The organism is Streptomyces yangpuensis, from assembly GCF_001005295.1.
Taxonomy (GTDB): domain Bacteria; phylum Actinomycetota; class Actinomycetes; order Streptomycetales; family Streptomycetaceae; genus Streptomyces; species Streptomyces yangpuensis.
Map to the genome: position 1 here is coordinate 167,920 of NZ_LBMK01000007.1, position 26,715 is coordinate 194,634.

Consider the following 26,715-nt stretch of genomic DNA (forward strand, 5'->3'; position numbering starts at 1 on the left):
GGGGCGGGCGCCCCGCCGCGTTCCGGTACGGGCGAACCGCCGTGCGCCCGTACAGCCGGTGACGGCGCGGCGGGTCAGGGCCGCCAGAGCATCAGGTTGCTCATCAGCTCGGCCTGCTCGATCGCGTCGTCGAGTGCGTGGTGCGTGTGGCGCCGCCGGGACAGCAGTTCACGGGGCATCCGCCCCTTGACCGCAGCCCGCAGCGGCACCCGTGCCTTCGTCGCGTAGAGGGTCTTCATGTCGAGGCATCCGGAGTGGCCGAAGGGGCTGTCCCCGCCGAACCGCATCAGGTACCAGTACAGGAACGTCCAGTCGAAGGACGCCGGGTAGCCGCACATCACCGGCTGGGCGCCCTCGGACACCTTGCGCACCCAGGCGCGGAAGGCGGCCATCGCGGCCGCCGGATCGGTGCCCTCCCGGACCAGCCGGTCGCGGTCGAGCCCGCTGACGGCCAGTGCCTCGGGCACCCACGCGTCGCTGATCGGCCGCAGCTCCCGGTAGAAGGTCCGCTGCTCCGGATCGGCTGCCGTATACGAATCCCCCTCCTGCCGGCCCGCGACGGCGGCCCCGAAGCTGATCATCGAATACGGTCCTGGAATGGGTCCGTCGGCCTCGATGTCGACGGAGATGTAGAGACTGGGACGTGCGGTGCGGACTGCCATGCGCGAGAGCATGCCAGCCCGCACCGCTGTCGATCATCCGGTTTTCGCCCCTACGGCGCCGGGGTCAGGAACATCCCGGTGTGGTCGCCCCCCGCCGTGTTCCTGCAGCCGGAGGCGGAGTTCGCGGGCTGCGCCACCGCCAGGGCCAGGCAGCGGCCGGCGGCCAGCTGGCCGTAGTGATTGGGGTGCATGGACTCCTGGATGAGGCCCTGCGACTCGTTGTTGTCGATCCAGCGGGCCCACTCGCTCGTCTTCGCCGAGGCCGGAACGGTGGAGCTCACCTGCTTGCTCGCCTTCGCGCACACCTCGCGCCCCTGGAGCATGTCCCGCAGGTCCAGGAACTGCACGCCCTTGGCCGCGGCCACGCCCTTGATGCGGCCCGCGATCTGCGGCACGAGCGAGTCGCGCGCCCAGTCGGAGTCCCTGTTCCAGAAGGGGCAGCCACCGGTGTTGAGCCGGCTCCAGTCGCTCTGCGTGTACCGGTTCTCCGCGCCGCGCGGGATCGGCGACGGGTAGGACTGCAGCACGATCCGGTAGGAGGAGTCGGCGTACCCGGCCGTGCGCATGACGGCCCGTACCTCGTCCACGGACTTGCCGACCTTGCCCATGACCGCGTCGATCTTCTGGTCGACGGCGTACTGCTGGTCGTCGTAGCAGTACGAGTTCCAGAGGATGAAGTCGTACGCGCAGTTCTCGATGATGTCCGCGAAGCCCAGGTCGTTGCCGCCGATGGACAGCGCGATCACCTTGACGTCGTGGCCGGCGGCCACCGCGGCGAGCTGGTCGGCCTGTGGGGCCTCGCCCCGGTAGGAGACCCCGCCGTTGGCGGCGCGGAAGACGTTGTCGGACGTCGCACCGGAACAGGCGAGGTTCACGGCGACGTCGGCGACCGCCCCGGCGCTGTGCACCTCGGCCGAGTCGGAGCGGTGGCAGCCGCCGGCCGTGGCCCCGTACACCTTGGCCGGGTCGTAGGTGCTGCCGCTGATCCAGCCCCGGTCGGTGCCGTTGCGACTGCCGGTGTTGGTCAGGCTGTTGCCCTTCCAGCGCCCCGCCTCGCCGGATATGTAGCTGTCGCCCATGGACACCACGGCCGTGGGACCGGTCCCGGGGGTGGCCCCGGCGGTCCCGGCACCGCCGGCCAGCAGCGCGCCGGCGGCGAGCGGCACGGTCACGGCGGCACAGGCCAGTCGTCGCACCCGGCTGGGGTCCCGGTCCTTGCTGACGTTGCGGAATCCGATCACTGCGGAACTCCTGCGCTCGGCCACGGCGAAGCCGGGCAACGAACGCGTTGCCCGAGACGTGGCTGGGAAGTGGGGGTTACCGCCGGCCGGTGGCATCGGAAAGGTGACACGGCCCCGCTTGTTACCGCTAGGTACAGTCACATTACGAACCAGTAACGACCGATCGGTCGTTCGGGTCGCCCCGCTCCGCTTCCGCCCGACTCCCCTTCCCCGCAGGTCGACTGAGGCTCTGTCGGGTGATCACACGGCTCCGCCCCCGCTGCCTGGGGCGGCGGGGGCGGAGCCGGACGGTTCGGGCCGCTGTGCGTGTCGGCCGGATCCGGGACGTCAGCCGACGAGCTGGTCGTAGGCGGGGAGCGTGAGGAAGTCCGCGTAGTCCGCGTCCAGGGAGACCTTGAGGAAGAGGTCGTGGGCCTGCTGCCACTTGCCGGCCGCGAAGGCCTCCTCGCCGACCTCGGTGCGCAGGGCGGCCAGCTCCTCGGCCGCCAGCTCGCGGGTCAGCTCGGCCGTGGCGGTCCTGCCGTTCTCGAAGACGACCCCGGCGTTGATCCACTGCCAGATCTGCGAGCGGGAGATCTCGGCGGTGGCCGCGTCCTCCATCAGGCCGAAGATGCCGACGGCGCCGAGGCCGCGCAGCCAGGCCTCGATGTAGCGGATGCCGACCTGGACCGCGTTGCGCAGGCCCTCGTACGTCGGCTTCGCGTCGAGGGAGTCGATCGCGATGAGCTCGCCCGGGGCCACCGAGACGTCCTCGCGCAGCCGGTCCTTCTGGTTGGGCTTGTCGCCGAGGACGGCGTCGAAGGAGGCCATGGCGATCGGGACCAGGTCGGGGTGGGCGACCCAGGATCCGTCGAAGCCGTCGCCCGCCTCGCGGTCCTTGTCGGCCTTCACCTTCGCGAAGGCGATCTTGTTGATCTCGGCGTCCTTGCGGGACGGGATGAAGGCCGCCATGCCGCCGATGGCGTGCGCACCGCGCTTGTGGCAGGTGCGGACGAGCAGTTCGGTGTAGGCCCGCATGAAGGGGGCGGTCATCGTCACCGCGTTGCGGTCCGGCAGGACGAACTTCTCGCCGCCGTCGCGGAAGTTCTTCACGATGGAGAAGAGGTAGTCCCAGCGGCCCGCGTTCAGGCCCGCCGCGTGGTCGCGCAGCTCGTAGAGGATCTCGTCCATCTCGTACGCGGCGGTGATCGTCTCGATCAGGACGGTCGCGCGGACGGTGCCCTGCGGGATGCCGACGTAGTCCTGGGAGAAGACGAAGATGTCGTTCCAGAGGCGCGCCTCCAGGTGCGACTCCGTCTTCGGCAGGTAGAAGTACGGGCCCTTGCCGAGGTCGATCAGACGCTTGGCGTTGTGGAAGAAGTACAGGCCGAAGTCCACGAGCGAGCCGGAGGCGGGGCCGCCCTCGAACTGCAGGTGGCGCTCCTGAAGGTGCCAGCCGCGCGGCCGCATGACGACGGTCGCGAGCTCGGCGGCGGGCCTCAGGGCGTAGGCCTTGCCCGTGCGGGCGTCGGTGAAGTCGATGCGGCGCTCGTAGGCGTCGATCAGGTTGAGCTGGCCGAGGACGACGTTCTCCCAGGTGGGGGCGGAGGCGTCCTCGAAGTCGGCGAGCCAGACCTTGGCGCCGGAGTTCAGGGCGTTGATGGTCATCTTGCGGTCCGTCGGACCGGTGATCTCCACACGGCGGTCGTTCAGCGCGGCCGGGGCCGGCGCCACCTTCCAGTCACCCTCACGGACCTGTGCGGTGTCCGGGAGGAAGTCGAGGGTGGAGGTGCGGGCGATCTCGGCGCGGCGCTCGCCGCGGCGGGCGAGGAGCTCGGCGCGGCGGGGGGCGAACCGCCGGTGGAGCTCGGCCACGAAGGCGAGGGCCGCTTCGGTGAGGACTTCGTCCTGCCGGGGCAGGGGCTCGGCATCGACGATGGCCAGCGGGGACGGCGCTGGTGCGGACATATCTGTCACTCCTTCAGCGGCGGTGCCTGGCGGCCGCGGGGAATGCTCGCGCGAGACGGCACGCAGTGCCGTCGGGTGTGGAGAGCTCCGAAATACGGTCGCGGGCGCCGTCTGTGGGTTCAGGGCGCTTCTGACCAGTGGATAGTAATTTCCTCATGGTGGAAGTTCAATGGTTTGTTGATGTCGAGATTCTCTGAGTCGACAGATTCCACTTTCCGGTGGCCCTCAGTGCCACTGTCGTCACGCGGTGCTCAGAGGAGTCGTGCCAGGTCGGGCGGCGTGTCGATGTCGAAGGCTTCGGCGACGTCGGAGCACTCCACCAGCATGAGCTCTCCGGCGTGGCGCGCCAGGTGGACCCGGGCGCCCTTGTCGCCGGTGGCCGTGGCCGCGATGTCCGCCCAGCGGTCCGCGCCGAACAGCACCGGGTGCCCGCGCTCCCCGCCGTACGCAGCGGCCGCCAGGCTCGCGGGGGACCGGTAGGCCTCCCGGACCCGGGCCACGGCCGCCGGGCCGATGCCCGGCTGGTCGACCAGCGACACCAGGGCGGCGCGGGCGTCGGTACCGGCCAGGGAGGCCAGGCCCACCCGCAGCGAGGAACCCATCCCCTCCGCCCAGTCCGGGTTGTCCACGACCACGCAGCCGCTCAGGTCGGCGCGCTCGCGTACCTCGGCCGCCGAGGCGCCGAGGACCACGTGCACCGGACCGCAGCCCGCCTCCCGCAGGACCCGTACGGCGTTCTCCACCAGCGGCCGCCCGCGGTACGGCAGCAGGGCCTTGGGGCGGCCGCCGAGCCGGCGGCCGCCGCCCGCGGCCAGGAGCAGTCCCGCGATCACGGGCGAATCGGAGTGCGAGTGGGATGACATGCCACCGATTCTCGCTCCCGCGTGCGGCCGCCGATCCTGCGGACGCCGATCCTGCGGCCGATCCTGCGTACGTGGTGTGAGGGCGCGTCGTACGAAGGCGAGCGCGGCCCCGATCCGCAGCGGACGGGACACCCGGTTCCCGGCTGCGGCCGGCAGGGCACGTTCGTCACGGCCGGTCGGCATTACGGCGTCTCCTTGCCAATCGGGGGCCAATACCGCGAGTCTGGACCCGGATTGGCCTGGCCGGCAGAGCCGATCGAGGGAGGTTGGCATGGCGAACGGGCGAGTGGTCCACGCAGCGGACAGAACCATCGGCAGCCGCCAGCTCGCGGCCCTGCTCCCCGCCGAGGTACGGGCCCGCCCCGGCTACCGGTCGCTCGCCGACGCCCTGCGCACCCTGATCCTCGACGGCCGCATCGCCCTCCACGTCCGGCTGCCCGCCGAACGCGAGCTCGCCGAAGCCGTCGGCGCCAGCCGGGCCACCGTCACCGGCGCCTACGACCTGCTGCGCGAGAGCGGCTACGTCCGCAGCCGGCGCGGCTCCGGCACCTGGACCGAGCTCCCCGACGGCCACCGGCCCGTCGGAGCCCACGCCCTCGTCGGCGCCGCCCGCCACGGCGCCGACGGCGAGCCCGGCATCGACCTGGCCATCGCCGCCATGGGCGCCCCCGAGGGCCTCCTGGCCGACGCCGTCGCCCGGGCCGCCACCCGGCTGCCCGAGGCCGCCCGCACCCCCGGTTACCACCCCTTCGGCCTGCCCGACCTGCGGGAGGCCGTCGCCGAGCGCTTCACCCGGCGCGGCCTGCCCACCCGCCCCGAGCAGATCCTCGTCACCTCCGGCGCCCAGCAGGCCTTCGGTCTCGTCGTCAGCCTGCTCTGCCGGGCAGGCGACCGGGTCGTCACCGAGAACCCCACCTACGCCAACGCCCTCGACGCCCTGCGCCACGCCCGCCTGCGCACCGGCTCGATCGCCGTCTCCGACGCCGGCTGGGACATGGAGATCGCCGAGTCCACGCTGCGCCAGACCGTGCCCCGGCTGGCCTACGTGATCCCCGACTTCCACAACCCCACGGGCGCCCTCATGCCCGGGGAGGAGCGGCTGCGGCTGCTCGCGGCGACCCGGCGCACCGGTACCTGGCTGGTGGTCGACGAGACCATCGCCGACATCGCCCTGGACGTGCCGGCCCCCGCGCCGCTGGCCTCCCTGGCCCCGCGCGGCGGCGCGGACCACGTGGTGACCATCGGCTCGCTCAGCAAGACCCACTGGGGCGGCCTGCGCGTCGGCTGGGTCCGGGCCACCGCCAAGATGATCACCGAGCTGACGGCCGTACGGGTCTCCGCCGACATGACCGGCTCCGTCCTCGACCAGCTCGTCGCCCTCCCGCTGCTGGCGGGCATGGACCGGTCCCTGCCCGCACGGCTCGCCGAACTGCGCAGCCGGCGCGCGGCCCTGGTGGACTCCCTCCAGCGGCACACCCCGGAATGGTCCTGGCAGGTACCGCCGGGCGGCCTCTCGCTCTGGGTCGACCTCGGCGAGCCGGTCAGCTCGGCCCTGGCCGAGCGGGCCGCGGCCGCCGGCGTGCACATCGGCCGCGGCGCCCGCTTCGGGGTCGACCCGGGCACCTTCGAACACCGCCTCCGCATCCCGTACACCCTCCCCGCCGACCGCCTGGACGAAGCGGTCCGCCGCCTGGCAGCCGCCCTCCACGACGGCGTCCCCCTCCCCCCGTCGGTGGACCGCCCGCACTGGGTGGCGTGACCGCGCGGCCCGCCCGGGCGGCCGCTACGGGGTGCGGATCAGGCGGCGGGTGGAGGCGGCTGCCACTGCTGCTGTGCGGGATTCGACGCCCAGCTTCGCGTACACGTGGACTAGGTGGGACTTGACCGTGGCCTGGCTGAGGAAGAGCTGCTTGGAGATCTGCTGGTTCGACAGTCCGTCCGCCACCAGCTGGAGCACCTCCAGCTCCCGCTTGGTCAGCGCCTCCGCCGGCGTCCGCATCCGGTCCATCAGGCGCAGCGCGACCGCCGGGGCCAGTGCCGACTGGCCCGCGGCGGCCGTGCGTACGGCCGCCGCCAGCTCCTCCGGCGGGGCGTCCTTCAGCAGATAGCCGGAGGCGCCCGCCTCCACCGCCGCCAGGATGTCCGCGTCCGTGTCGTACGTGGTCAGCACCAGCACCCGGGGGGCGCCCGGGCGCGCCGTGATCAGGGCCGTCGCCTCCGAGCCGTGCATGCCCGGCCCGAACTGCAGGTCCATCAGTACGACATCCACCGGTTCGCGGGCGGCCAGCTCCACCGCCCGCTCGGCGGTCGCCGCCTCGGCCACCACCGCGAAGTCCGCCTCGGTGTCCAGCACCGCGCGCAGGCCCGCCCGGACCACGGGGTGGTCGTCGGCGAGCAGGAGACGGATGGTCACGGCGCCTCCACGGGGTCCATGGCGTCCAGCGGTTCCAGGGGCAGCGGCAGGGTGACCGCCACGGCGGTGCCCTGGCCCGGGTCGGACTCCACCGTGAACAGCCCGCCCAGGCTCTCGGCGCGCGAGCGCATCGCGGGCAGCCCGAAGCCCCCGTCGGCGGAGCCGGAAGCCGCGCCCGGGCCGGTCGCGGCCGAGGACGGGCAGAAGCCGTCGCCGTCGTCGACGATGTCCAGCGTGACCGAGGCGTCCATGAAGGTCAGCGTGATCTCCGCGCGCCCGGCCCGGGCGTGCCGCACCACGTTGGCCAGCGCCGACTGGGCGATCCGCAGCAGCGCCACCTCGTACGGGGTGGGCAGCACCCGCGGCCGGCCGCTCAGCGAGAACCGCACCCGGGGCCCCGGCACCCCCGCGCACAGCCGCTCCAGCGCCGCCGCCAGCGAGCCGTGCTCCAGGTCCGGCGGAGTGAGGGCCCGTACGAAGCGACGCGCCTCGGCGAGGTTGTCCTGGGCGGCCTCCCGCGCCTGCGCGATGTGCGGCAGGGCCGGGGCCCCTTCCGGCAGCGCCCGCTCGGCCGCCCGCAGCAGCAGCTGGATGGAGGACAGGCCCTGCGCGAGGGTGTCGTGGATCTCCCGGGCCAGGCGCTCGCGCTCGGCCAGGATCCCGGCGCTGCGCTCGGCCGCGGCCAGCTCGGCCCGCGTGGTGATCAGCTCCTCGATCAGCTCCCGGCGCCGTTCGCTCTCGCGGTACAGCGCCTGGTAGCCCAGTACGGTCGCCACGGCCACGGCACCGCCCAGCAGCGGCCCGAGGAAGGCTCCGGGGGTCGCCGCGCTGCTGTGCGCGAGGAAGCCGCCGATGGCGGCGCAGGCGGTCACCGCGACGGCCGCGACCCCCCAGCGCAGCCGCAGCAGGTGCAGCTCCAGGAAGTACAGCGGGAAGGCGATCCACAGCCCGTCCGGGGAGAGCGCCAGCAGGCCCGCCCAGGCCGCCCCGAGCCCGGCCAGCCACACCGCGCCCGCCCGCGGCGAGCGGTGCACGGCCGGCGCCCGTACGCCCGCCGCGTAGACGGCGGCGAGCAGCGCGCAGGCGGCGATCACCCAGCCGGCCCGCGGCGCGGAGTCGGCGACGGCCCGGCCGGCGGCCAGGACCAGCAGCCCCAGGAGCAGGGCGTGCAGGCACAGCGTCAGCACCTTCGACACCGGCGTCAGGGGCCGGGCGGCGGATGCGGTCGCGGGCGCAGTCGGGGGTACGGGCGCGGGCGCGGTCACGGGCTCGTGCGGGGGCGGGCAGGCACCGGGCGGAACGGGGGCAGCGGCAGCAGTCATGTCCGAACCAGCGTAAAGCGGTCCCGCCGGGCCCCGGTCAACCGAAAGTTTGATGTCCCGGTGCGCCCTTCGATACCAGGATCCCTACTGTGGCGCGATGCCTTGTGTCCACGCGGCAGACCAGGGTGGGGGACATGTTCGTCGCATGGAGAGATCTACGGTTCGCCAAGGGCCGCTTCGCCCTGATGGGCTCGGTCGTGCTGCTGATCACGCTGCTGGTCGGCCTGCTGTCCGGGCTCACCGCCGGCCTGGCCCGGGAGAACATCTCGGCCGTCACCGGCCTGCCCGCCTCGCACCTGGCCTTCGCCGCGCCCACCGGGGACCAGAAGGTGTCGTTCACCAACTCCCAGGTGCCCGAGTCCGCCTGGCTGGCCTGGCGCGAGCAGCCCGGGGTGCGGACGGCGCAGCCCCTCGGCATCCGCACCACCAACGCCGTCTCGGGTGAGCGCACCGCCGCCGTCTCGGTCTTCGGCGTGGACCCCGCGGGCGGGCTCGCGCCGCGCGGCGCGGGCCTCGCGCAGGGCCGGGTGGTCCTCGCCGAGAAGGCGGCGAAGGAGCTCGGCGGCCTCACCACCAGGTCCAAGCTCAGGATCGGCCCGCTCGAACTGACCGTGGCCGCGGTCGCAGGCACGGCCGCCCACAGCCACACCCCGGTCGTGTGGATGGACCTTAACGACTGGCAGCGCATCGGCAACCCGGGCACCTCCATCGACACCCTCGCCACCGTCGTCGCCGTATCCGGCAGCGGCATCGACCTCGCCGCCGCCGACCGGGCGGCGGGCACCAGGGCACAGACCGTCGAAGAGGCCCTCGGCGCCATCGGCTCCTACCAGGCCGAGAACGGCTCGCTCCAGCTGATGCGCGGCTTCCTCTTCGCCATCTCGGCCCTGGTCATAGGCGCCTTCTTCACGGTGTGGACCATCCAGCGCAGCGGCGACATCGCCGTCCTGAAGGCCCTGGGCGCCTCCACCCCCTACCTCCTGCGGGACGCCCTCGGCCAGGCCGTGGTGATGCTCGCCCTCGGCACCGGGCTGGGCACCGCCCTCGCCGCCGGCTTCGGCGCGCTGATCAGCGGCGGCGACGTGCCCTTCGTCCTCGACGCCGCCACGGTGCTCGTCCCCGCCGCGATCATGATCGCGCTCGGCGCGCTGGGCGCGGCCCTGTCCATCCGGCGGATCACCGCCGTCGACCCGCTGACCGCCCTCGGGAGCGCCCGATGACCCTCCTCGTCCACGACGTCACGCTCACCTACCCCGACGGGGAGAGCCGGCTCACCGCCCTGGACGCGGTCGGCCTGGAGGTGCCCGCCGGAACCCTCACGGCGGTGATCGGGCCCTCCGGCTCCGGCAAGTCCTCCCTCCTCGCCGTCGCCGCCACCCTCGTCACCCCGGACAGCGGCCGGGTCGTCGTCGCGGGGGAGGACACGACGCGGCTCGGCCCCGCCGAGAAGTCGGCCCTGCGGCGGGAGAAGATCGGCATCGTCTTCCAGCAGCCGAACCTGCTGGCCTCGCTGACCGCCGCCGAGCAGCTCCAGGTCATGGCGCACGTGGCGGGACGGCCCGCGAAGGCCGTCCGCGGGCGCGCGCTGGAGCTGCTGGACGCGGTGGGCCTGGCCGACAAGGCCGACAAGCGTCCCCACCAGCTCTCCGGCGGCCAGCGCCAGCGGATCAACATCGCCCGCGCGCTGATGAACGAGCCCGCCGTGCTGCTGGTCGACGAGCCGACGAGCGCCCTCGACCACGAGCGAGGCGCGGCCGTGCTGGACCTGCTGGTCACCCTGACGCGCGAGCGCTCCACCGCCACCGTGCTGGTCACCCACGACCACGCCCACCTGGAGCGGATGGACCGTACGGCGACGATGGCCGACGGCCGGCTCACCGGCGCCGGAGCGGACGCCCCGGCGGGTACGGTCCTGGGAGCCCAGGGCGCTGCCGGGGGTGCTCAGCGCGCAGGCGCGCCCTCCGCCCGGGCGGAGGGCGCCAGGTAGGCGCGGTAGCCGGGCAGGCCCGGGAGCGCGGGCAGGTCGTGCGGGCGCCACCGTGCGGCCCAGGGCGGGGGAGGGGCGCCACCGGCGACGAGGACCGCCGTCGGCGTGGTGCGGGCGAGGCGGACGAGTCCGGCGGCGCTGATGCTGCCGTCGTGGCCGCCGAGGACCTGGCGCGAGGCGCATCCCGTGCGGAAGCCCGTCCGGACCGCCTCCGCGCCGCTGACCAGGCACGGCGGCCGCAGTCCCTGCGTGCGCAGTTCGGCGGCCACGGCGGTGAAGGCGGCCGCGGTCGCCCGGCTGCGGGCACCCACGCCGGCGGTGATCGCCAGCTGGAGTGCGAAGTGCGCGGCCAGCGCCAGACAGAGCCCGGTCAGGACGAGCGGGCGCCCGCGGGCCGCGGCGAACACCCGGGCCAGGCAGTACGCCACCGGGAGGGAGAGCAGCGCGTAGGCGGGCAGCAGGAAGCGGGGAGCTGCGTAGCCGACGAACAGCAGGTACGGCGCCGCGACCGACAGTGCGGCGGCGGTGGGCACGAGGAGTGTGCGCCACGGGCCGGGGCCGCCGCGGTGGGCGACGGCCAGGCCGCCCGCGACGAGGACCGGAAGGACGAGCCACCACAGGCCCGTCACCGGCTGGCTCCACGGCACGTCGCAGGGACGGCACAGGGTACGGCCGCCGAGGGCACGCAGGTGGTCCCCGAGGGCGGGGTGCCAGCCGAGACCGCCCTGGATCTCGCCGGCGCGGTGCAGGCGGGCGAGGATGCCGCCGTAGTGCAGCTCGGCCTCGACGGCCCAGGACGCCCCGCCGAGCACGGCGCCGGCCGCGACGGCCGCCGGGAGGGCGGGCCGACGCCACTGCGGGACGACGACCGAGGCGCAGACCAGGGGCAGGGCGAGCCAGAGCGCGTCGGCGGGGCGCATGAGCGCCGCCAGCGCGGTCGCGGCGCAGAGCCCGGCGAGCGCCCGCCGGTCGCCGGGGGCGCGGGCGGCCCGCAGGAAGCAGCCGACGGCCATCAGCGACCCGAAGGCGACCCAGAGGTTGGGCATGGCCTGCGGCCCGTACGAGAGCGCCGTCCACAGGCCGGCGAACAGGGCTCCGGCGAGGGCGAGCACGGGGGTGGGCAGCAGCCGCCGCCACAGCCAGAGCGACAGCAGCAGGGCCCCGGAGGACAGCAGGGCCAGATGGATCCGCAGGACCGTGACGGACGGCGTGAAGGCGGCGACCGGCGCGACGAGGTAGCTGATGCCGCGGGCGCGCGGGGCGCTGAAGAACGCGGCGGGGGCGTCGCGGGAGACCTGGCTGACGTAGACGGTCTCGTCCCAGCCGAGCCCGGTACCCGGTACCGCCAGGAGCAGCTGCGCGACGGCGTACGCGGCGGCGACCGGCCCGAGCAGCCACAGATCGCCGTGGCGGCGGACGCGGAGGGCCGGCCGCGGACGCACGGCCGGCTCCGTAAGGGGGTCGGAAGCCATGGGCGGCCCTCCGGGGGCGGGACGGGAGGCGGACGGGACTGCCCACGCTGCCCGGCCCGGCAGCACCCCGCCAGCGGAGAGCGGCGGCCGGCCGTACACGGCGCGAGCCCCGCCGGACGGATCCGGCGGGGCTCGGTGTACGGCGGGGCTCGGTGTCCGGCAGAGCCGGGAATCTCCGGTTACGCCGGGGTCTGGTTGGACAGGGCCACCGACAGCTCGGCGGCGACGTTCTGGAGGATCGGGACGAAGGACTCGGTCACGGCCTCGGTGACGCGGCCGGCCGGGCCGGAGATGGAGATCGCGGCGGCGGTCGGCGAGTTCGGCACCGACACGGCCAGGCAGCGGACCCCTATCTCCTGCTCGTTGTCGTCGACCGCGTAGCCGGCCCGGCGGACCTGCTCCAGCGCCTCCAGGAAGCCCTCGGGTGTGGTGATGGTCTTCTCGGTCGCGGCAGGCATCCCGGTGCGCGCGAGGAGGGCCCGTACCTCGTCGGCGGGGGTGTGGGCGAGGAGGGCCTTGCCCACGCCGGTGGAGTGCGGCAGCACCCGGCGGCCGACCTCGGTGAACATGCGCATGGAGTGCTTGGACGGCACCTGGGCGACGTAGACGATCTCGTCCCCGTCGAGCAGGGCCATGTTCGCCGTCTCACCGGTCTCCTCGACCAGACGGGCGAGGTAGGGGCGGGCCCAGGTGCCGAGGAGGCGCGACGCGGACTCGCCGAGACGGATCAGGCGGGGACCGAGGGAGTACCGTCGGTTGGGCTGCTGGCGTACATACCCGCAGGCCACCAGCGTGCGCATCAGGCGGTGGATCGTGGGCAGGGGCAGGCCGCTGGCGGCGGACAGTTCGCTGAGGCCGACCTCGCCCCCGGCGTCCGCCATGCGTTCGAGCAGATCGAAGGCGCGCTCGAGGGACTGGACGCCACCGCTGGCGGCAGGGGTCTTCGAGGAAGCGTCGGTGGTGCTGGCGCTGGACGTCGGCACGGCGCGGTCCTTTCGGTGCTGGCAGGCAAGGGAGCAGCCTACCCGGCGGCCGGCGTCGGCCCCAGTCCTGGGGTCGGGGCCGTCGCCGCCGGTCAGAGGTGGTTTGTCCTGGTGGCGGACATCCTCGGGAAGTTATCCGTCCGACTCCCGGTGGCGGTAGCTACATTCTGTATGGCGAAATATTAATTCCATCTTGTGGAAACATCCAATTGCGGTCCTGGTGTGTCAGTGGTCCGTCCGGGCGCTCTTGACTGCTCCCGGATCGCCGTGAAGACTCCGTCAACAGAACGTTGAATTTCGCTCTGTGGAAGTAGATGGGGAGGTTCCGGTGGCCGACGTGGCTGTGGAACTGGTACTGCGCTCGACGCGCGTCATCACCCCCGAGGGGACGCGCGCCGCCTCGGTCGCCGTTGCCGGCGGGAAGATCACGGCTGTGCTGGCACACGACGCCGAGGTACCGGACGGAGCCCGGCTGCAGGACTTCGGCGACGACGTCCTGCTCCCCGGCCTGGTCGACACCCACGTCCACGTGAACGACCCGGGCCGCACCGAGTGGGAGGGCTTCTGGACGGCCACCCGCGCGGCCGCCGCCGGCGGCATCACCACCATCCTCGACATGCCGCTCAACTCCCTCCCGCCGACCACCACGGTCGACAACCTGCGCGTCAAGCAGGAGGTCGCCCGCGCCAAGGCGCACGTGGACGTCGGCTTCTGGGGCGGCGCCCTCCCGGACAACGTCAAGGACCTGGCTCCGCTGCACGACGCCGGCGTCTACGGCTTCAAATGCTTCCTGTCGCCGTCGGGCGTGGAGGAGTTCCCCGAGCTCGACCAGGAGCAGCTCGCCACCTCCCTCGCAGAGATCACCGGCTTCGGCGGCCTGCTCATCGTGCACGCCGAGGACCCGCACCACCTCGACGCCGCCCCCGTCGTCCCGGGCCCCAAGTACGCCGACTTCCTCGCCTCCCGGCCGCGCGACGCCGAGAACACCGCCATCGGCAACCTGATCGCCCAGGCCAAGCGGCTGAACGCGCGCGTCCACGTCCTGCACCTGTCCTCCTCCGACGCGCTGCCGCTGATCGCCGCCGCCAAGGCCGAGGGCGTCCGCATCACCGTTGAGTCCTGCCCGCACTACCTCACCCTGACGGCCGAGGAAGTGCCCGACGGCGCGAGCGAGTTCAAGTGCTGCCCGCCCATCCGCGAGGCCGCCAACCAGGACCTCCTGTGGGACGCGCTCGCCGACGGCACCATCGACTGCATCGTCTCCGACCACTCGCCCTCCACCGCGGACCTGAAGACCAGCGACTTCTCCACCGCGTGGGGCGGCATCTCCTCCCTCCAGCTGGGCCTGCCCGCCATCTGGACCGAGGCGCGCCGGCGCGGACGCTCCCTGGAGGACGTCGTGCGCTGGATGTCCGCCGCCCCGGCCGCCCTCGCGGGTCTGGCGCAGAAGGGCGCGATCGAGGCCGGCCGGGACGCCGACTTCGCCGTGCTCGCCCCCGAAGAAACGTTCACCGTGGACCCGGCCGAGCTCCACCACCGCAACCAGGTCACGGCGTACGCGGGCAGGACCCTGCACGGCGTCGTGAAGTCCACCTGGCTGCGCGGCAGGCAGATCGCCGACCACGGCACCCCGACCGAGCCCACGGGCCTCCTCCTCGAAAGGCAGAACTGACCAGTGGCGATTGAATCCTTCACCGGCAACGCGAACCCGTACGGGGGCGGCGACCCGTACGCGGACTACCGCACCGCGGACTTCCCCTTCGCCCAGTACGCGAACCTCGCCGCCCGTGAGCTGGGCGCCGGTGTCATCGCCGCCAACGACGAGTTCTTCGCCCAGCGCGAGAACCTGCTGATCTCCGAGGCCGCGCACTTCGACCCCGAGGACTTCGGCCACAAGGGCAAGGTCATGGACGGCTGGGAGACCCGCCGCCGCCGCGGTGTTTCCGCCACCCAGCCCTGGCCGACCCCCGAGGACCACGACTGGGCGCTGGTGCGCCTGGGCGCGCCCGGCGTCATCCGCGGCATCGTCGTCGACACCGCCCACTTCCGCGGCAACATGCCGCAGGCCGTCTCCATCGAGGCCACCAACTGGGAGGGCGCCCTCGCGCCGACCCCGGAGGAGCTCCAGGGCGACGACGTGAAGTGGACGACCGTCGTGCCCCGCACGGCGGTTGGCGGCCATGCCGCCAACGGCTTCGAGGTCGACACCGAGCAGCGCTTCACGCACCTGCGCGTCAACCAGCACCCCGACGGCGGCATCGCCCGCCTGCGCGTCTACGGCGAGGTCCTGCCCGACCCGAGGTGGCTCGCGGCGCTCGGCTCCTTCGACGTGGTGGCGCTGGAGAACGGCGGCTCCGTGCAGGACGCCTCCAACCGCTTCTACTCCCCGCCGACCAACACCATCAACCCGGGCCGCTCCCGCAAGATGGACGACGGCTGGGAGACCGCCCGCCGCCGCGACAACGGCAACGACTGGATCCGCTACCAGCTCGTCACCGAGTCCGAGATCCGCGCCGTCGAGATCGACACCGCGTACCTCAAGGGCAACTCGGCCGGCTGGGCCTCGCTGTCGGTGAAGACGGGCGAGGAGGGTGAGTGGACGGAGTTCCTGCCGCGCACCCGCCTGCAGCCCGACACCAACCACCGCTTCGTCCTGGACACCCCGGCTGTGGGCACCCACGTACGGATCGACATCTTCCCGGACGGCGGCTTCTCCCGCCTGCGGCTCTTCGGCTCGCTGACGGAGGCCGGCGCGGCGGCGCTGACCGCCCGCCACCAGGAGCTGGGCGGCTGACCCCGTTCCCCTGACCGCCCCGGGGGCCGACACCCCCGGGGCCCGCACACCCCCCGGGGCCGCACGTCCCGCCGGGGCGCACCGCACGCCGGTGCGCCCCGGCGGCGGTTCGTGGCGGGCGGTCCTGCGCCAGCCGACGGGGGTCTGGCCGGCCGGCCCGGCCTGCAGTTCGGAACGGACGAGTTCCAGCAGACGGCCCGCCCAGGTGCCGCCCCGGCCCCAGCAGGCGTGCGCCACGGCCGGACAGGTGACGTCGCCGACGGTGGTCGGGGCGGGGTGGTCGTTGCGCAGGGCCCCGCCACCAGCACCCGGAGCGGGTGGTCCTTGCGGTCCGTGTCGCCGAGCGGGTAGTGCCGTACGGTCTCGGGAACGGCCAGGCAGGCGGCCCGGACGGCGGCCCGGTCGTTCTCCGTACGGTCCGCCGGGAAGCCGTCCACCGCGGCGAGGCAGCGGGCGGTGGTGCGCAGGCGTGCCCGTCGTGTGCCGAGGGCGCCGTGTGATGATGTGCGTCCACTTCCGGGGGAGGCGACGGTGCTGAGAAGGGGCGCGCGGTGGGCGGCGGGCGCGACGGCCGCGGTCTGCGTGCTGCTGCTCCTGGGCCCGGGCACACCGGGTGGTGGCGCGTCTCGCATCGCGGAGGCCGTCCCGGACCGGGTCGCCACGTGGAACATCTGCAATCCGTGCGGCGGGAGCCGGCAGAACTACGGCCGGGCGACGGAGATCGCCGCGTACGCGCCGCAGGTCGTCGGCCTGCAGGAGGCGTGCGTACGGGATGTCGAGCAGATCCGTGACCATCTGGAGGAGGCCTACGGGCTGGTCTACCGGGTCGAGTACGGGCCGGTCCTGCAGAACTGGAACCGCTGCGGCGGTCTGCCGTGGCGGCCGGGCGGCTACGGCCAGGCCATCCTCTCGGCGGCGCCGATGACGGACCGGGTGAGCGTCGAATACCCCGACGGCGGCTCCGAGGACCGCGGATACCTGGCCGTCACCACGCTGGTGGGCGGCCGGCCCGTCCGCGTCTTCAACACCCACCTCGCCGAGCGCCGGCAGGCGGAGGTACGGGCCGGCCAGGTGAAGGTGCTCGCGGCGGAGGTCGAGCGCCACGACCGCGCGATCGTCCTCGGCGACTTCAACGCCGCGCCGCACGCCGCCGAACTCACCCCGATGTGGTCCCTGGCCACGGACCCGGACCCGGGCTGCCGCCCCTCGGCCGCCTCCGCCGATGCCGACGCCGACGCCGACGCCGACGCCTGTACGGCGACCACCGACTGGAACAGCAAGTTCGACTACGTCTTCCTGCGCGGCATCACCCCGCGCACACACCACGTCCGCCCCAGCCCCCACTCGGACCACCACCTGCTGCACACCGACCTGAACCCGACCAGGTAACAGCCGCCGACCGCCGAGGGCTACGCGGCATGGCCGCCGTCCACCGCGAACTCCGCCCCCGTGACGTAGGCCGCGCCCGGACCGGCGAGGAAGGCCACCACGTCCGCGACCTCCTCCGCCCTGCCGAAGCGGCCCAGCGCCGTCATGGCCGCCTGCGGGCCCGCGTACGGTCCGTCGGCCGGGTTCATGTCGGTGTCGACCGGCCCCGGATGCACGAGGTTCGCGGTGATCCCGCGCCCGCCGAGCTCCCGCGCCAGGGCCTTCGTCAGCCCGATCGTCGCGGCCTTGCTCATCGCGTACAGCACCCCGCCCGGCCCGGGCACCCGCTGCGCCATGCAGCTGCCGATGGTGATGATCCGCCCGCCCTCCCGCATACGCCCCGCGGCAGCCTGGGCCGCGAGGAACGCGCCCCGCACGTTGACGCCGAGCACCCGGTCGAGGTCGGCCGGCCCGACCTCCTCCATCGGTCCGACCGCCCCCACACCGGCGTTGTTGACGAGCACGTCGAGCCGCCCGAACCGCCGTACGGTCTCCCCGACGGCGTTCGCGACCTCCGCCGCGTCCCCCGCGTCCGCCCGCAGCGCGACGGCCCGCCGCCCGAGTGCCTGCACCGCCTTGACCACCCGGTCCGCGGCCTCGGCATCGCTGACGTAGGTGATGGCGACGTCCGCCCCGTCCTCGGCGAGCCGCACCGCGACCGCCGCCCCGATCCCCCGGCTCCCCCCGGTCACCAGCGCCACCGCGTTCCTGTCCATGTGTTCTTCCTCCCACATCGCCCACTTGGTTGCGGGTTCAATCAAATAGCCCCCAACGCCCCACCGCTGGCAGGAATCCGACCCCGCGTTCAGGCCGTCATTCGCGTGGCGCACCGATGAGTCCGGGGCGGCCCGGGAGTCTGCTCTTGCGTAGGAGCATCGAGCGAGGAGCGCAGAGGCATGGCCGAGCTGACACTGACCACCTTCGTGACGCTGGACGGCGTGATGCAGGCGCCCGGCGGGCCCGACGAGGACCGCAGCGACGGGTTCGAGTACGGGGGGTGGGCCGCGCCGTACGTCGACGAGGGGATGGGGGAGTTCATCACCGAGGTGTTCGGCCGGGCCGGGGCGTTCCTGCTCGGGCGGCGGACGTACGAGATCTTCGCCGGCTACTGGCCCGAGCACGACGAGCCGGGCGATCCCGTGGCGGGCGGGCTGAACCGGCTGCCCAAGTACGTGGCCTCGACCACCCTGAAGGAGCCGGCCTGGGGGCCGGCGACCGTGCTCGACGGGGAGAACCTGCAGAGCGAGATCGTCCGGGTCAAGGACGCGCTGGAGGGGGGCGGGGAGTTCCAGGTGCACGGGAGCGGGCAGCTCGCGCAGTGGCTGCTCGCCCGGGACCTCGTCGACGAGATCAACCTGCTGGTGTTCCCCGTGGTCCTGGGGACCGGCCGTCGGCTGTTCCCCACCGGCGGGCTGCCCACCGCCTACGAGCTGAAGGCCTCCCGCACGACACCGTCGGGGATGGCCATCCACACCTATCGGCCGACGGGGCGGGCCACGTTCGGGACCGTCGGCTCCTGACCTGCCTCACCTGGCCGGGCGCCACCGGAACCAGTAGTCGACGCCCTCGGCGCGGTAGCGGTCTCCCTTGTCGAACCCCAGCTCGCCGACCAGGCGGCGCGCATCGGCGGGCGGCTGGCGGTGCACGGCGAGGAGATGCGTCAGCTCGTCGTGGCGGGCGTCGGTGCCGCCGTGGCCCGGGTGGCTTTCCGGACCGGCCGATCCGGCTTCGTAGCGCCGGTTCCAGCCGGCGAAGATCGCCCACTGTTCGCGCTCCAGCGCGACGGCGGCCTCGCTCGCCGGCCACACGAGGTACTCGTCGGCCGCGTCGGCGTGGTCGTAGTCGTAGCCCTGGAAGTAGTGCGGGCTGCCGTCCACGTCGGCCAGGCCCGCCCGCGGCCCGTCGTAGCAGTCCAGCTCGGCGTACACACGCCGGAAGCCCTGCGCGGTCAGCTGCTCCTCGTCCCGGGGCTCGGTCATGCTGCGGGACACCCCCTACCGCCGGTCCAGGGCCAGTTGGACCACGCGGCCCTCGCGCAGGACCAGGAGGTCCGGGGACTCGTGGGCGTGGTGACGGATGCGGCCGACCGGGCCCGGCGGGCGGATGTGCGGGGTGAGGAGGAGCAGCAGGTCCTCCAGGGCCGGGAGCTGGTCCTCGTGGATCTCCTGGCGGGCCGTCAGGGCCCAGCCGTCGCGTTCCGCCGGGCCGAACTCGCCCACGAGCATCCCGCCTATGTGCCACGCCGGGCCGCGGGGCGAGAGCAGGCCGTCTCCCGTCAGGTGGCGGCGCACCTCCGCGAGTACGACGTCGGGTGTGGTGTCGAGCAGGTCGAACGCCAGATCCACGGCGTAAAGATCAGCCATGCGCCCGACTCTACGGGGCAGAGGTGCGAGGCCCGGAAACGGGTCGCCCCGCATGATCGGCTCCGGTACGGTGTGCCCCGCAACCGTGCGAGCCGCCGATGTCTCCACCTCCCGAGTGACGTTGGAGACCTCCGTGGCCGTCGCCTCGCCCACCCTGCACGCCGCACCCCGCCGGGCCTGGCTCGCCGATCTGCCCGTCCTGGCCGTCGCCGTCGTGTGGGGCGGGAGCTATCTCGCGGCCAAGGGCATCACCACCGCGCACACCGTGATCGCCGTGCTCGTGCTGCGGTTCGCGCTCGTGCTGCCCGTGCTGGTCGTCGCCGGGTGGGCGCGGCTGCGGGCGCTGACCCCGGCCCAGCTGCGCGGCGCCGGGCTGCTGGGCCTCGTACTCGGCGGGATCTTCCTGCTGGAGACCTACGGGGTCGTCCACACCTCCGCCACCAACGCCGGGCTGATCATCAGCCTGACCATGATCTTCACCCCGCTCGCCGATGCGGCGGTGAAGCGGAGGGCGCCGTCCGCCGGATTCCTCGGCGCCGCCGCGCTGTCCGTCCTCGGCGTCGTGCTGCTCACCCAGGGTGCCGGCTTCACCGCGCCCGGCCTCGGTGACCTGCTCATCCTCGGCGCCGCCCTCGCCCGGACCCTGCACGTGCTGCTGATGGCCCGGTCCGAGGGCGTCCGCGGTGCCGACCCGCTGTCGCTGACCACCGTGCAGCTCGGCGGGGCCGTGGTCGTCTTCGCACTGCTGGCCGCCGTACCCGGGACCGGCGCGACCCCCTGGGCCGCCGCGGCCGACTTCGGGCCCGCCCAGTGGGCCGGCCTGGCGTTCCTCTCCGTCTTCTGCACCCTCTTCGCCTTCTTCGTGCAGATGTGGGCCGTACGCCGTACCTCGCCCTCCCGGGTCAGCCTGCTGCTCGGCACCGAGCCCCTGTGGGCGGCCGTCGCGGGCATCGCCGTCGGCGGCGAGCACCTCGGGCCGCTCGGTTACGCCGGCGTCGTGCTGGTCCTGGCCGGCACCGCCTGGGGACGGCGGGCGGTCACCGCGACCCGCGCCTGAGGGCGGTCCCACGGTCCCCCGAGCGTGTCCGGAAAGCGCCGCAGTCAGCCGGGGATCACCACCGTAGGGTGGCCGGATGCCCTGTTCACCGATCCGGTTACCGATCCGGCCGCAGCTGCGGTTGCCGATCCGGTCAGCGTTCCGGTCAGCGATCCGGCAGGTCCGGGAGCTCTTCCAGCCGGACCCGGCGCCGCTCCCGCCGCGACAGCTCGCAGGCCTCCGCCACCCGCAGCGCGGCCAGGGCCTCCCGCCCGTCGCAGGGGTTCTCGCCCGCGCCGCGCGCCAGGTGCACGAAGGCGTTCAGCTCGGCCTCGTACGCGGGGCCGAAGCGTTCCAGGAAGCCGGTCCACGGCTTGCTCGCGGGCGGCGGCCCGTTCGGTTCGGTCGAGGCGATCGGCGTCCGGTCGTCCAGGCCCGCGGAGACCTGGTCCCGCTCCCCGGCCAGTTCCATCCGCACGTCGTAGCCGGCGCCGTTGCACCGGGTCCCGGTGGACGTGACCAGGGTCCCGTCGTCCAGGGTGAGGACTGCGGCCGCCGTGTCGACGTCCCCTGTCTGCCGGAACTGCGGCGGACCGGCGTCCGACCCGGCCGCGTAGACCTCCACCACCTCGTGCCCGGTCACCCACCGCACCATGTCGAAGTCGTGGACCATGCAGTCCCGGTAGAGACCGCCCGAGGTCGCCAGGTAGTCGGCGGCCGGCGGCGCCGGATCGGCCGTCATCGTCCGTACGGTGTGCAGCCGGCCCAGGGCGCCGGAGCGGACCAGTTCCCGGGCCGTGAGGTAGCCCGCGTCGAAGCGGCGCATGTAGCCCACCTGGAGCAGCCCGCCCAGGGCGGAGACCTCGCGCAGCACGGACAGGGTGCGGTTCAGGTCGGGGGCTACCGGCTTCTCGCAGAACACCGGCAGGCCGCCGCGGATCGCCCGTACGACCAGCTCCGCGTGCCCGTCGGTGGAGGACGCCACGACCACCGCGTCCACACCCCAGGTGAAGACCTGTTCCACGGAGGGCGCGGCCGTGGCCCCGAGCCGGTCGGCGAGGCGCGCCGCCCGTGCGGGATCGGAGTCCGCGAGCAGGAGCGAGCCGGCCTCCGGGTGGCGGGCGAGAGCCGCCGCGTGGAACGAGCCGATCCGGCCGGTTCCGATGAGCCCGATGCGCATGAACTCAACCTGGCCCCGTCGGGGGAACCTGTCAATCCGCTCGCATCGATCTTGAGGATTTCCCGTGCTGATCTGCGATCGCGTCGTGCCGGTCTGCGGGTGCATGCCCCGATGGCCCTTCATGGTCCACTGTGGCGGATACTGGGCGGCTGACACCGGAATGACCGAATGATGACGGACGGCATGACAGCCGGGACGACGGACGAGACGGACGAGGGAAGGGCGCGGCGACGTGGCTAGGGTTCGGACAGGGGTACGCGTCGTGGGCGCCGTGCTCGCGACGGTACTGGGGGCCTCGCTCGCAGGGTGCAGCAGCACCGGCGGCAAGCGCGCCGAGGAGCGGGCGAAGGCCGCCGAGGCGGGCCGCCCCGCCGTCTCCACCCCGCGCTGGACCTTCGCGATGGTGACCCACGCGGGCGACGGCGACACCTTCTGGGACATCGTCCAGAAGGGCGCCAAGGAGGCCGCGGCCAAGGACAACATCAACTTCGTCTACGCCCACGACGACCAGGCGCAGCAGCAGGCGCAGTTCGTGCAGAACGCCATCGACCAGAAGGTCGACGGGATCATCGTCAGCCTCGCCAAGCCGGAAGCCCTCAAGGACGTCGTCGCCAAGGCCGTCAAGGCCGGCATCCCGGTGATCACGGTCAACTCCGGGTCCGCCCAGTCCGCCGCGTACGGGGCGCTCACCCACATCGGCCAGGACGAGACGATCGCGGGCGAGGCCGTCGGCAGCGAGCTGAACAAGCGGGGCCGCAAGAAGACGATCTGCGTCCTGCACGAGCAGGGCAACGTCGGCCACGAGCAGCGCTGCGCCGGCGCGAAGAAGACCTTCTCCGGGACGATGGAGAACCTGTACGTCGAGGGCACGAACATGCCCTCCGTCCAGGCGGCGATCCAGGCCAAACTCCAGGCGGACCCCTCCGTCGACGCGATCCTCACCCTCGGCGCACCGTTCGCCCCCACCGCGGTCAAGGCCAAGGAGGCCGCCGGGAGCAAGGCCGAGGTCGACACCTTCGACCTCAACGACTCGGTGGCCCGCGACCTGAAGTCCGGCGCCCTCGGCTTCGCCGTGGACCAGCAGCCCTACCTGCAGGGGTACGAGGCTGTCGACCTGCTCTGGCTCTACCGCTACAACGCGGACGTGCTCGGCGGCGGCCGCCCGGTGCTCACCGGACCGCAGATCGTCACCGCCGCCGAGGCCGCCGAGCTGGAGGAGTACATCCGGCGGGGCAGCCGATGAGCGCCGCCACCGCCGTCGACGAACGGCTCGCGCCGACCTCCCTGGTCCGCCGGCTGCTGGGGCGGCCCGAGCTGGGCGCGGTGGTCGGGGCCGTCGCCGTCTTCGTCTTCTTCTCCATCGCCGCCCCCACCTTCCTCCAGGCCTCCAGCCTCAGCACGATCCTGTACTCGGCCTCCACCATCGGGATCATGGCGGCCCCCGTGGCGATGCTGATGATCGGCGGCGAGTTCGACCTCTCCGCGGGTGTCATGGTCACGACCTCGGCCCTGGTGAGCTCTATGTTCAGCTACCAGATGACCGCCAACGTCTGGGTTGGCGTCGGAGTGTCCCTGCTGGTCACCCTGGCCATCGGCTTCTTCAACGGCTTCATGCTGACCCGCACCGAGCTGCCCAGCTTCATCATCACGCTCGGCACCTTCCTGATGCTGACCGGCCTGAACCTCGGCTTCACCAAGCTGATCAGCGGCACGGTCTCCACCAAGTCCATCGCCGACATGGAGGGCTTCCCCTCCGCCCGCGCCGTCTTCGCCTCCAAGTGGGAGATCGGCTCGGTCACCCTGCAGGTCACCGTCCTGTGGTGGCTGGCCCTGGTCGCCGTGGCCACGTGGATCCTGCTGCGCACCCGCGCCGGCAACTGGATCTTCGCCGTGGGCGGCGGGGCGGACGCGGCCCGCGCGGTCGGCGTGCCCGTCGTGAAGACCCGTATCGGCCTGTACATGGGCGTCGCCCTGTGCGCCTGGATCTCCGGCCAGCACATCCTCTTCTCCTTCGACGTGGTCCAGTCGGGCGAGGGGGTGGGCAACGAGTTCCTCTACATCATCGCGGCCGTCATCGGCGGCTGTCTGATGACCGGCGGCTACGGCTCCGCCATCGGCTCCGCGGTCGGCGCCTTCATCTTCGGCATGACCAGCAACGGCATCGTGTACGCCCAGTGGAACCCGGACTGGTTCAAGTTCTTCCTCGGCGCGATGCTCCTGCTGGCCACGCTGCTCAACGCATGGGTCCGCAAGCGGGCGGAGGCGAGCAAGTGACCACCGACAGCACCACCACGACTCCGGACGCGACGACCGCCCTGGTGAAGCTGACCGGCGTGGCCAAGTACTACGGCAACATCCGCGCCCTCCAGGACGTCTCCCTGGAGGTCTCCGCGGGCGAGATCACCTGTGTCCTCGGCGACAACGGCGCGGGCAAGTCCACCCTCATCAAGATCATCGCCGGGTTGCACCGGCACGACGCCGGCACCTTCGAGATCGAGGGCGCGCAGACCGTGCTCGCCAACCCGCGCGCGGCCCTCGACCACGGCATCGCGACCGTCTACCAGGACCTCGCCGTGGTCCCGCTCATGCCCGTCTGGCGCAACTTCTTCCTCGGCTCCGAGCCGACGAAGGGCCGCGGCCCCCTGCGCCGCCTCGACGTGGACTTCATGCGCCGCACCACCCGCGACGAGCTGCTGCGCATGGGCATCGACCTGCGCGACGTGGACCAGCCCATCGGCACCCTGTCCGGCGGGGAGCGGCAGTGCGTGGCCATCGCCCGCGCCGTCTACTTCGGGGCGAAGGTCCTCGTCCTCGACGAGCCGACCGCCGCCCTCGGCGTCAAGCAGTCCGGCGTGGTCCTCAAGTACGTCGCCGCGGCCCGTGACGCCGGTCTCGGTGTGGTCCTGATCACCCACAATCCGCACCACGCGTACCTGGTCGGGGACCGCTTCGTGCTGCTCAAGCGCGGCGCCATGGCGGGCAGTCACACCCGTGACTCGATCACCCTGGACGAGCTCACCCGCCAGATGGCGGGCGGCTCCGAGCTCGACGAACTGAGCCACGAACTGGAGCGGGTGGCAGAATCGGGACCGGGCGTCACGGACGCCACGGCCCGCGGAGCCGGCCGCACCGCACCGGCGGGCCCGGCCGACCGGGCCTCCCGCACCACCGCACCCAAGAGGGACGACACGACTCGATGAGCACGTACCGGGACTTCACGCTCACCCACCGGGGGTCGGCGCGAGGCACCGTCCTGCGCACCATCGGGACCCGCGAGCGGCGGTCGCACCTGACCGCCCCACGCGTCCCGACCGTCGGCATCGACATCGGCGGCACCAAGGTGATGGCCGGGGTCGTCGACGCCGACGGCGTCATCCTCGAGAAGATCCGCACCGAGACCCCGGACAAGTCCAAGAGCCCCAAGGTCGTCGAGGACACCATCGTCGAGCTCGTGCTGGACCTCTCCGACCGGCACGACGTGCACGCCGTCGGCATCGGAGCGGCCGGCTGGGTCGACGCCGACCGCTCCCGGGTCCTCTTCGCACCCCACCTGGCCTGGCGAGACGAGCCCCTGCGCGACGCCCTGCAGTCCCGGCTCGCGGTCCCCGTCATGGTCGACAACGACGCCAACACCGCCGCCTGGGCGGAATGGCGCTTCGGCGCCGGACGTGGCGAGGACCACCTCGTCATGATCACGCTCGGCACCGGCATCGGCGGCGCCATCCTCGAGGGCGGCCAGGTCAAACGCGGCCGGTACGGGGTCGCCGGCGAGTTCGGCCACATGCAGGTCGTCCCCGGCGGCCACCGCTGCCCCTGCGGCAACCGCGGCTGCTGGGAGCAGTACAGTTCCGGCAACGCCCTGGTGCGCGAGGCCCGCGAACTGGCCGCCGCCGACTCCCCGGTCGCGTACAACATCATCGCCAGGGTCGGCGGGAACGTCTCCGAGATCACCGGGCCGCTGATCACCGAGCTGGCCCGCGAGGGCGACGCCATGTGCGTCGAGCTGCTCCAGGACATCGGCCAGTGGCTCGGCGTCGGCATCGCCAACCTCGCCGCCGCCCTCGACCCGTCCTGCTTCGTCATCGGCGGCGGCGTCAGCGCCGCCGACGACCTGCTGATCGGCCCCGCCCGGGACGCCTTCCGCCGCCACCTCACCGGCCGCGGCTACCGTCCCGAGGCCCGTATCGCCAAGGCCCAGCTCGGCCCCGAGGCCGGTATGGTCGGCGCCGCCGACCTCGCCCGGCTCGTCGCCCGGCGCTTCCGCCGCGCCACCCGCCGACGGGTCGAGCGCTACGAGCGCTACGCGCAGCTCGGCCAGCTGGGCCGCAGGCGCGAGACCGCCGCCCCCACGGACTCCAAGGACGACCCCCAGTCGTGAACCCGCCCACCCTGCCCCACCAGGCCTCCGCCCCCGACGAGGGCGGCACGCCGCAGCCCACCCCCGAGGACCGCCGGCACGTCGTCAAGCGGCGCTGGATCACCGCGATCATCATCGTCCTGCTGATCGGCGTGCCCGCGGGCTACCTCGCGATCTCCACCCAGCAGAGCCGGGAGAGCGGACGCGACAAGGCCGCCAAGGTCGGCGCGTCCACGGTGCGCCCCGGCTGGCCCTCCAGGGTGCAGCGCAGCATCTACGAGGTGCCGATCCCGGCGAAGGCCTGGAAGGTCGGCTTCCTGGAGACCAACAACTGGCGCACCAGCCGGCTCTTCACCCAGTTCGCGGTGACCCCGGCCGACCTGGACGGCTTCCTCGCCTCCGTCGGCACCAGCCGCGCCGAGCTGGTCGCCGGGGCGGTCACCATCTCCCCCCACGACTCCGAGGTCGCGGGCTGGAGCTGGAGCCCCCGCGCCACCTGGTACGGGACCAGCCTGGAGCAGGACGACCCGCGACCCAGCCGGGACATCACGGTGGACCTGACGGACCCCGAGCACCCCAAGGTCTACGTGGTCTCCACGACCACCCCGTAAGCCGGCGGGCACCCCGTGCCCCGGCAAACCTTTCCGGCCACAGCACTAGCCTGGGA

General features: G+C 73.2%; 24 protein-coding genes and 2 pseudogenes. 13 read left to right on the top strand and 13 right to left on the bottom strand.

Annotated elements, in window-relative coordinates:
• Positions 1-74 precede the first annotated feature (74 nt).
• The 4 genes from AAT21_RS28500 to AAT21_RS28515 form a co-directional block, all read right to left on the bottom strand.
• On the bottom strand, positions 75-662 hold the full coding sequence (locus AAT21_RS28500; protein ID WP_046779961.1) for a 3'-5' exoribonuclease domain-containing protein: 588 nt from the start codon (positions 660-662) through the stop codon (positions 75-77).
• A gap of 50 nt (positions 663-712) precedes the next feature.
• A complete protein-coding gene (locus AAT21_RS28505; protein ID WP_412180351.1) occupies positions 713-1,903 on the bottom strand; it encodes a GDSL-type esterase/lipase family protein in 1,191 nt (396 codons plus the stop codon).
• A gap of 327 nt (positions 1,904-2,230) precedes the next feature.
• Positions 2,231-3,850 (bottom strand): malate synthase A, encoded by a 1,620-nt coding sequence (gene aceB, locus AAT21_RS28510; protein WP_046779824.1) that lies wholly within the window; start codon positions 3,848-3,850, stop codon positions 2,231-2,233.
• Positions 3,851-4,101: 251 nt separating this feature from the next.
• The gene (locus tag AAT21_RS28515; protein ID WP_046779825.1) at positions 4,102-4,713 is read right to left on the bottom strand and encodes a nucleotidyltransferase family protein; all 612 of its coding nucleotides are present in this window, start codon (positions 4,711-4,713) and stop codon (positions 4,102-4,104) included.
• Positions 4,714-4,984: 271 nt separating this feature from the next.
• Here AAT21_RS28515 and yczR point away from each other — a divergent pair, with 271 nt between their 5' ends.
• Entirely contained in the window at positions 4,985-6,472 is a 1,488-nt protein-coding gene (gene yczR, locus AAT21_RS28520) for a MocR-like transcription factor YczR (RefSeq protein ID WP_046779826.1), read from the top strand.
• Between the two features lie 24 nt (positions 6,473-6,496).
• Here the strand turns inward: yczR and AAT21_RS28525 are convergent, their stop codons facing one another.
• Together AAT21_RS28525 and AAT21_RS28530 are read right to left on the bottom strand one after the other, a co-directional pair.
• Complete coding sequence (locus AAT21_RS28525) at positions 6,497-7,126, bottom strand: response regulator (RefSeq protein WP_046779827.1); 630 nt, start codon at positions 7,124-7,126, stop codon at positions 6,497-6,499.
• Positions 7,123-8,448, bottom strand: coding sequence for a sensor histidine kinase (locus AAT21_RS28530; RefSeq protein ID WP_079026022.1), 1,326 nt, complete (start codon positions 8,446-8,448; stop codon positions 7,123-7,125). Before AAT21_RS28530 ends, AAT21_RS28525 begins: the two co-directional genes overlap by 4 nt.
• A gap of 134 nt (positions 8,449-8,582) precedes the next feature.
• Here AAT21_RS28530 and AAT21_RS28535 point away from each other — a divergent pair, with 134 nt between their 5' ends.
• Positions 8,583-9,668 (top strand): ABC transporter permease, encoded by a 1,086-nt coding sequence (locus AAT21_RS28535; RefSeq protein WP_046779828.1) that lies wholly within the window; start codon positions 8,583-8,585, stop codon positions 9,666-9,668.
• Positions 9,665-10,327: pseudogene (locus AAT21_RS28540) on the top strand (ABC transporter ATP-binding protein); the annotation flags it as partial. The gene AAT21_RS28535 and the pseudogene AAT21_RS28540, both read left to right, overlap by 4 nt.
• A 62-nt stretch (positions 10,328-10,389) precedes the next feature.
• Here AAT21_RS28540 and AAT21_RS28545 read toward each other — a convergent pair.
• Positions 10,390-11,877, bottom strand: a complete 1,488-nt coding sequence (locus AAT21_RS28545; RefSeq protein ID WP_046779829.1) for a hypothetical protein — start codon at positions 11,875-11,877, stop codon at positions 10,390-10,392.
• A 209-nt stretch (positions 11,878-12,086) separates the two neighbouring features.
• Positions 12,087-12,890 carry an IclR family transcriptional regulator gene (locus AAT21_RS28550; RefSeq protein WP_046779830.1) on the bottom strand — a complete coding sequence of 268 codons (804 nt, stop codon included), beginning with the start codon at positions 12,888-12,890 and terminating at the stop codon, positions 12,087-12,089.
• Between the two features lie 337 nt (positions 12,891-13,227).
• Between AAT21_RS28550 and allB the strand changes: the two genes are divergently transcribed.
• Together allB and alc are read left to right on the top strand one after the other, a co-directional pair.
• The gene (gene allB / locus AAT21_RS28555; protein WP_412180354.1) at positions 13,228-14,562 is read left to right on the top strand and encodes an allantoinase AllB; all 1,335 of its coding nucleotides are present in this window, start codon (positions 13,228-13,230) and stop codon (positions 14,560-14,562) included.
• A gap of 3 nt (positions 14,563-14,565) precedes the next feature.
• On the top strand, positions 14,566-15,684 hold the full coding sequence (gene alc / locus AAT21_RS28560) for an allantoicase (RefSeq protein WP_046779832.1): 1,119 nt from the start codon (positions 14,566-14,568) through the stop codon (positions 15,682-15,684).
• Between the two features lie 287 nt (positions 15,685-15,971).
• On the opposite strand, the pseudogene AAT21_RS40155 reads toward alc, so the two are convergent.
• Positions 15,972-16,316: pseudogene (locus AAT21_RS40155) on the bottom strand (DUF7639 domain-containing protein); the annotation flags it as partial.
• Here AAT21_RS40155 and AAT21_RS28565 point away from each other — a divergent pair.
• Complete coding sequence (locus tag AAT21_RS28565) at positions 16,216-17,073, top strand: endonuclease/exonuclease/phosphatase family protein (protein ID WP_046779833.1); 858 nt, start codon at positions 16,216-16,218, stop codon at positions 17,071-17,073. The pseudogene AAT21_RS40155 and the gene AAT21_RS28565 sit on opposite strands and share 101 nt — an antisense overlap.
• 20 nt (positions 17,074-17,093) lie before the next feature.
• Here the strand turns inward: AAT21_RS28565 and AAT21_RS28570 are convergent, their stop codons facing one another.
• Positions 17,094-17,828 (bottom strand): SDR family oxidoreductase, encoded by a 735-nt coding sequence (locus tag AAT21_RS28570; RefSeq protein ID WP_079026024.1) that lies wholly within the window; start codon positions 17,826-17,828, stop codon positions 17,094-17,096.
• Positions 17,829-18,008: 180 nt separating this feature from the next.
• Between AAT21_RS28570 and AAT21_RS28575 the strand changes: the two genes are divergently transcribed.
• The gene (locus AAT21_RS28575; protein WP_046779835.1) at positions 18,009-18,632 is read left to right on the top strand and encodes a dihydrofolate reductase family protein; all 624 of its coding nucleotides are present in this window, start codon (positions 18,009-18,011) and stop codon (positions 18,630-18,632) included.
• 6 nt (positions 18,633-18,638) lie between these two features.
• Here the strand turns inward: AAT21_RS28575 and AAT21_RS28580 are convergent, their stop codons facing one another.
• Together AAT21_RS28580 and AAT21_RS28585 are read right to left on the bottom strand one after the other, a co-directional pair.
• Positions 18,639-19,091: a hypothetical protein gene (locus AAT21_RS28580; protein ID WP_046779836.1), complete on the bottom strand. Its 453-nt coding sequence runs from the start codon at positions 19,089-19,091 to the stop codon at positions 18,639-18,641.
• Between the two features lie 15 nt (positions 19,092-19,106).
• Complete coding sequence (locus tag AAT21_RS28585; protein ID WP_157879805.1) at positions 19,107-19,475, bottom strand: hypothetical protein; 369 nt, start codon at positions 19,473-19,475, stop codon at positions 19,107-19,109.
• 121 nt (positions 19,476-19,596) lie between these two features.
• On the opposite strand from AAT21_RS28585, the gene AAT21_RS28590 reads away from it, so the two are divergent.
• Complete coding sequence (locus AAT21_RS28590) at positions 19,597-20,532, top strand: DMT family transporter (protein ID WP_046779837.1); 936 nt, start codon at positions 19,597-19,599, stop codon at positions 20,530-20,532.
• 145 nt (positions 20,533-20,677) lie between these two features.
• On the opposite strand, the gene AAT21_RS28595 is transcribed toward AAT21_RS28590, so the two are convergent.
• Positions 20,678-21,691 carry a Gfo/Idh/MocA family protein gene (locus tag AAT21_RS28595; RefSeq protein WP_046779838.1) on the bottom strand — a complete coding sequence of 338 codons (1,014 nt, stop codon included), beginning with the start codon at positions 21,689-21,691 and terminating at the stop codon, positions 20,678-20,680.
• A 232-nt stretch (positions 21,692-21,923) separates the two neighbouring features.
• Here AAT21_RS28595 and AAT21_RS28600 point away from each other — a divergent pair, with 232 nt between their 5' ends.
• From AAT21_RS28600 to AAT21_RS28620, 5 genes are read left to right on the top strand one after another with little or no spacing between them, the layout of a single operon-like run.
• The gene (locus AAT21_RS28600) at positions 21,924-22,934 is read left to right on the top strand and encodes a sugar ABC transporter substrate-binding protein (RefSeq protein WP_046779839.1); all 1,011 of its coding nucleotides are present in this window, start codon (positions 21,924-21,926) and stop codon (positions 22,932-22,934) included.
• Complete coding sequence (locus AAT21_RS28605; protein WP_046779840.1) at positions 22,931-23,965, top strand: ABC transporter permease; 1,035 nt, start codon at positions 22,931-22,933, stop codon at positions 23,963-23,965. Before AAT21_RS28600 ends, AAT21_RS28605 begins: the two co-directional genes overlap by 4 nt.
• Positions 23,932-24,891, top strand: coding sequence for an ATP-binding cassette domain-containing protein (locus tag AAT21_RS28610; protein ID WP_235439248.1), 960 nt, complete (start codon positions 23,932-23,934; stop codon positions 24,889-24,891). Before AAT21_RS28605 ends, AAT21_RS28610 begins: the two co-directional genes overlap by 34 nt.
• A complete protein-coding gene (locus tag AAT21_RS28615; RefSeq protein WP_046779841.1) occupies positions 24,888-26,069 on the top strand; it encodes an ROK family glucokinase in 1,182 nt (393 codons plus the stop codon). The genes AAT21_RS28610 and AAT21_RS28615 overlap by 4 nt, the downstream gene beginning before the upstream one ends.
• Entirely contained in the window at positions 26,066-26,659 is a 594-nt protein-coding gene (locus AAT21_RS28620; protein WP_046779842.1) for a hypothetical protein, read from the top strand. Before AAT21_RS28615 ends, AAT21_RS28620 begins: the two co-directional genes overlap by 4 nt.
• Positions 26,660-26,715 lie beyond the last annotated feature (56 nt).

Bases quoted from the DNA above. Each gene is read 5' to 3' on its own strand.
- AAT21_RS28580 (WP_046779836.1), bottom strand. From the start codon at position 19,091: ATGACCGAGCCCCGGGACGAGGAGCAGCTGACCGCGCAGGGCTTCCGG.
- AAT21_RS28530 (WP_079026022.1), bottom strand. From the start codon at position 8,448: ATGACTGCTGCCGCTGCCCCCGTTCCGCCCGGTGCCTGCCCGCCCCCG.
- AAT21_RS28610 (WP_235439248.1), top strand. From the start codon at position 23,932: ATGGGTCCGCAAGCGGGCGGAGGCGAGCAAGTGACCACCGACAGCACC.
- aceB (WP_046779824.1), bottom strand. From the start codon at position 3,850: ATGTCCGCACCAGCGCCGTCCCCGCTGGCCATCGTCGATGCCGAGCCC.
- AAT21_RS28575 (WP_046779835.1), top strand. From the start codon at position 18,009: ATGGCCGAGCTGACACTGACCACCTTCGTGACGCTGGACGGCGTGATG.
- AAT21_RS28570 (WP_079026024.1), bottom strand. From the start codon at position 17,828: ATGGACAGGAACGCGGTGGCGCTGGTGACCGGGGGGAGCCGGGGGATC.
- yczR (WP_046779826.1), top strand. From the start codon at position 4,985: ATGGCGAACGGGCGAGTGGTCCACGCAGCGGACAGAACCATCGGCAGC.
- AAT21_RS28500 (WP_046779961.1), bottom strand. From the start codon at position 662: ATGGCAGTCCGCACCGCACGTCCCAGTCTCTACATCTCCGTCGACATC.
- AAT21_RS28585 (WP_157879805.1), bottom strand. From the start codon at position 19,475: ATGGCTGATCTTTACGCCGTGGATCTGGCGTTCGACCTGCTCGACACC.
- AAT21_RS28535 (WP_046779828.1), top strand. From the start codon at position 8,583: ATGTTCGTCGCATGGAGAGATCTACGGTTCGCCAAGGGCCGCTTCGCC.
- AAT21_RS28595 (WP_046779838.1), bottom strand. From the start codon at position 21,691: ATGCGCATCGGGCTCATCGGAACCGGCCGGATCGGCTCGTTCCACGCG.
- AAT21_RS28615 (WP_046779841.1), top strand. From the start codon at position 24,888: ATGAGCACGTACCGGGACTTCACGCTCACCCACCGGGGGTCGGCGCGA.
- AAT21_RS28605 (WP_046779840.1), top strand. From the start codon at position 22,931: ATGAGCGCCGCCACCGCCGTCGACGAACGGCTCGCGCCGACCTCCCTG.
- AAT21_RS28515 (WP_046779825.1), bottom strand. From the start codon at position 4,713: ATGTCATCCCACTCGCACTCCGATTCGCCCGTGATCGCGGGACTGCTC.